Source organism: Bartonella sp. LB28NMGDW (assembly GCF_042194435.1).
GTDB classification, from domain to species: Bacteria; Pseudomonadota; Alphaproteobacteria; order Rhizobiales; family Rhizobiaceae; genus Bartonella; species Bartonella grahamii.
The window spans coordinates 1-4,710 of the sequence record NZ_JBHIMX010000039.1; the positions used below are offsets into that span (position 1 = coordinate 1).

Here is a 4,710-nt window from a genome sequence, read left to right on the forward strand (position 1 = left end):
ATTCTTTAGAAAATGGATTCTTAATTTTGCTCGTCTCATGGAGGTGATAGAGAATGCCTTCGCCCATTTAAAACAGTGGATTTCAAAGAATTAATCTTTGAATTAATTGTTTCATGAATTTAAAGCTTCTAATAAACTGTATTTGATATGAACAGCTTCGAAATTTTAATCCTTTAAGGATGAAGAGGAAGTCAAATCTTTGTAAAACGACACAATTGATTGTCTTTTATAGATTAGAGTGGATAATGAGAACAAATTTAAGTGGCCGCGTAAGAAATACATCTTTACCAGAAAATCATGCTCTACTGCCTCTTTTTGAAGCAGTTGTAAATTCTATTCATTCCATTGAAGAAATAGGAAATGATTTTTCCTCACGCTACATTATAGTTTCAGTCATAAGATCGAAGCAAGCTTCACTACCACTTGACAAAGATACAGAAAAACTAAACGAGACAGAAATTGTAGGTTTTAAAGTGATCGACAATGGTACAGGCTTTAATGATCATAATTTTCAATCATTTAAAACTTTAGACTCAGATTATAAAAGAGATAAAGGTTGCCATGGTATAGGACGACTTTTATGGCTTAAAGCTTTTGATAATATAAAAATCAGGAATATTTATGAAACAGATAGAGGATTAAAAGGGCGCACATTTTTATTTGATGCTGCTGCAGGTATAAAAGAATTAGATGAATTTCAAGATAATTGTACGAAGAGAGAAACTATTGTTGAGTTAACAGGTCTAAACCAAAAATATAAAAATCATATTCCTAAAAAACTACAATCTATCGCAAAAGCACTCTTAGAACATTGTCTCTGGTATTTTGCAAGAACTGGTGGTTGCCCTTTCATAACTATTGAAGATGACACAGAAAAGATATTATTAAATGATCTATATGAACAATGCATGCATGGAGCCGTTTTAAATGAAAAAATAAAAATAGAAAATTATAATTTTTCTATTATGCATATTAAATTTAGATCCTTACCTTTAGAAAATCAGGCTTTATGTTTTTGTGCAGGCAATAGAGCTATTACAAAAGAAAAGTTATCTGAGAAAATTCCGGGTATGCAATCAAAACTGCAAGATGATATAGGTGAATTTATCTACTCTTGTTATGTAAGCTCTCTTTTTTTAGATGAAAGAGTACGTTCTGAAAGAATAGGCTTTGATATTGAAGAAAATGTTGAAGATAAACAAGAAGATTTATTTAAAAGAAAAAAAATATCATTTCCGATAATACGACAAGCCATTTATGAAAGCATTCAAAAATATTTAGCTGTAGAATTGAAGCAAAACATTCAAAACAGTAAGGAGATAGTTGAAAAGTTCACACATAAAGTACCACGCTATCGTCCACTCCTAAACTATTTAACAGACAATGACTATATGATTTCACCTAAAATAAATGATAAAAAATTGGAACTACATTTGCATGAATGTCTTGCTAGAGTAGAAAATGAAATTTTAGAAGAAGGTTATAATGTTTTAGCAGTTCAACAAGGAGAAAATACAGATAGTTATGCAGCAAGAATTAATAAATATGTAAATGCTGTATGTGATCTTAAAAAGTCCGATTTGGCAAATTACTTATTCCATAGAAAAACTATCATAGAACTTTTGAAGGAATCTTTAAATTCTCTTTATGACGGTGGTAAAGAATATATTAAAGAAGACGTTATTCATCAACTCATAGTACCCATGAAGTGTGATTCTAATTCTGTAGCTATGGATAATTGTAACTTGTGGTTGATAGACGAAAAATTAGTATTTCATGATTATTTAGCTTCTGATTTATCATTAAAAAAAATGTCTATTACCGGCTCTATGGAAAAGGAAAGACCTGATATATGTAGTTTAGAATTATGTAATAATTCTATTTATTGGAAGCCTTTATTAGTATCAGATAGCAAAGAGGGTTTAGAATCTCCTACTTTGGCATCTCTTACTATAGTAGAAATTAAGCGTCCCATGAGAGATGACGCGAAAGCTGGTACCGAAACAGATCCTATTTTGCAGGTCATTACTTATCTAGAAAAAATTCGTGCAGGCAAAGTACTTACCCCAAAAGGGCGTCCAATAAATTTGGATGGAAAAGTTCCCGGTTACTGTTATGTCGTCTGTGATCTAACTCCAAAAATAAAAGAGTGCTGCAAACTTTGGGATTTAACAGAATCAGGCGATCATATGGGATATTTTGGATATCATAAGAGTTATGAGTCCTATATAGAGGTTATTTCGTTTAGTAAGCTCATAGCTGATACTGAGAAAAGACATCAACGTTTCTTTAAAGCTTTAGGGTTGCCATTAAGGTAGAATAACAATGATTATATTTATGCTCTAATGGCCTTAGAATATTTTGTCAAACCACTCCCGATATAAAGCTAGCCCACAGCTCTAAAAGAACACGCCGTTGCTCTAAAAAATCCGTTCGCATGTAGGCTTTCGTCACTGAACTCCCAACTGAATGGGCAAGAACAGTTTCGGCAATCTCGAACGGTGTTGACGTTGTCTCTGCTATCCAATCCCGTAAACTTGAACGAAAACCATGGGGACGATAAGTCAAACCACAAACTGTCATATATTTTGCCATGGTGGTATCAGAAATGGGGCTACCTTTAAGACCAGAAAAGAGAAAATCATTCTTTTCAAAGGGGAGAGTTTTTTCAATAACTCTCAAAGCTTCACCACTTAGTGGCACGCGAAAGTCTGAAACTTTCCCTACAATACCTTTCATGTTTTCTTTTGGTATCGTCCATATATTTTTGTCAATTTGTTCAAGACGCAAATAGCGCAATGGATATGACCGTGCTCCCGTCAAAATGAGTAACTTCAGTGCTAAATTTGAAAGGATCTTATCATCCAAGCTTTGATAAAATGCCGGAACCTCTTGCCATGGCATAGCAGGAATATTTGTTGATGTCGCACGTGGTTTTCCTAAAAGCGCGCGTGCCTTCATACAAGCCTGTAGATCAACATCTAAACCAAGAGCCGCAGCATATTTCAAGCAAATATTGATACGGTTAAGCGCTTTTCGCGCTGTGTCTGCTTTTTCATGCCAAAGGGGTGCGAGAACATTGCGGATAATATTGGCTGTTAATTTTTCTATAGGTAATTTGCCTATGTTTGGAATAACGTGCAACTCTAGTGGAGAAAACCAGCGACCGTTTTTACCTTCATTTTTCAACTCTGCTTTTTTGCTTTCAAAAGCCGCTTTTGCAATTTCTTGAAAAATATTGCTTTGCTGTTTTAAAATAGTCTGTTCTCGAAAGACAATAGGATCATTGCCTTCTTTAAGAATATCACTATAATATCTTGTAAGCTCACGCGCTTCTTTTAAAGAGAGTTTTGTAACAGGACCAAGTCCCATTTCACGGCGCTTATTGTGGTGCGTATAGCGAAAAAACCAAGAGCGTGTATTGTCTTTTCGAACATTCAACCATAGCCCTGCCCCATCACAATATTTTCCTTGTGGAGAGGACTTTACAAGTAATGCTGATAACCGATGAATCGCCCTCACTTAACGTCCCCTCTCGTCCACCTTTTTTGGTCCACCTTTTAGACCACCTTTAATTTCTGATTTGAGATTTTTCCTTTAATGCTTACTTTTTTTATTGAATCATAAAAAGCTATAGACATCAATACGCTCTTACACATCTTTATATACTTTGAATCTTGTTGCTAAGCCCCTGCTTGCCGCGTCTGGGCACCACTTTTTGTTTTTCCTTATTTAATATCTTGTTTTTATTATATTTTTAACATGATGGATTCGTAAATAAAGGTTAGGGAATAGGATTTTGTGACATGGCTCTCAATTATTGCGAATCAGGTTTTTTAAAGGGCATAATCAACTTTTTACTTAAATAAATCTGAATGCGTACCTGTCCTATCAAAATGGATGTGCTCTTCGTCAACTATATAAATTAACAACCAATCGGATTCTATATGAAGATATCGACGAGGCTTTTAATTTCCTTGTAATGCATGATCATTTAAAATAGATAGCAATTGCTTCTTATTAACTAGAAGTTGCATAACTTCTGTGAACTTTCGCATATCTTTTCCACGTTTTTTTGCTCATTTTACATCCTTTTTAAACTTTCCTGAATAACTCACTGAACGCATAATCAAATATCCAATTGCTTAATCAAATCAGCAATATTTTCAGCATAAAAAACATCTTCATTGCTATCATTTTTATGAAAAGTTTCAAGCGTTTCTTTATTGGGTATCTTATTATTTTCAACGTACACACGAATAAGATCACGTAAAATTTGAGATGCTGAACAGTGTTTTATTTCAGCTATAGCCATAAATGCGCTTTTTAGATTTATATCTACTTTAGCTGCTATAAGTCACTTTTTTCACTCATAATATTTCCTCTTTAAGAATATTAATGATTATACATTATTTAACTTAGTTAAACATAGTGTAAATTATCATTAATATTAATTTCTTTTCTTAAACAAAAAGTTTTTCAACTTTTTGTTAGTCACTTTTTGAGGTGTGAAAAGCTATTATCTACGGCATCCACGAAACGGGAAAAATCTATTACGAACATAAAGACAATCAATTTCATGATACGTGACATCATCTTTAAACCTTGGTAGGTCTCTATCATCTCATGAAGGAGCTGTTGTTCTTTTTCTGTAAGATCTTTATCTTTGCTGCTTCGTTTCTTGACCATCTTTCCAACCACATAAATGGG

Annotated in this window: 5 protein-coding genes; 1 reads left to right on the top strand and 4 read right to left on the bottom strand. The window is 33.5% G+C overall.

Annotation, left to right across the window (positions count from 1 at the left end):
- Positions 1 to 245: 245 nt before the first annotated feature.
- Entirely contained in the window at positions 246 to 2,318 is a 2,073-nt protein-coding gene (locus ACFIKG_RS08585; RefSeq protein ID WP_375652121.1) for a hypothetical protein, read from the top strand.
- A 46-nt stretch (positions 2,319 to 2,364) separates the two neighbouring features.
- Here the strand turns inward: ACFIKG_RS08585 and ACFIKG_RS08590 are convergent, their stop codons facing one another.
- From ACFIKG_RS08590 to ACFIKG_RS08605, 4 genes are all read right to left on the bottom strand, one after another.
- Positions 2,365 to 3,522, bottom strand: a complete 1,158-nt coding sequence (locus ACFIKG_RS08590) for a tyrosine-type recombinase/integrase (protein WP_375652122.1) — start codon at positions 3,520 to 3,522, stop codon at positions 2,365 to 2,367.
- A gap of 335 nt (positions 3,523 to 3,857) precedes the next feature.
- Positions 3,858 to 3,947: a type II toxin-antitoxin system YafQ family toxin gene (locus ACFIKG_RS08595; protein WP_375626877.1), complete on the bottom strand. Its 90-nt coding sequence runs from the start codon at positions 3,945 to 3,947 to the stop codon at positions 3,858 to 3,860.
- Positions 3,948 to 4,129: 182 nt separating this feature from the next.
- Positions 4,130 to 4,315: a hypothetical protein gene (locus ACFIKG_RS08600; RefSeq protein ID WP_375626868.1), complete on the bottom strand. Its 186-nt coding sequence runs from the start codon at positions 4,313 to 4,315 to the stop codon at positions 4,130 to 4,132.
- Between the two features lie 179 nt (positions 4,316 to 4,494).
- On the bottom strand, positions 4,495 to 4,701 hold the full coding sequence (locus tag ACFIKG_RS08605; protein WP_375652123.1) for a hypothetical protein: 207 nt from the start codon (positions 4,699 to 4,701) through the stop codon (positions 4,495 to 4,497).
- Positions 4,702 to 4,710 lie beyond the last annotated feature (9 nt).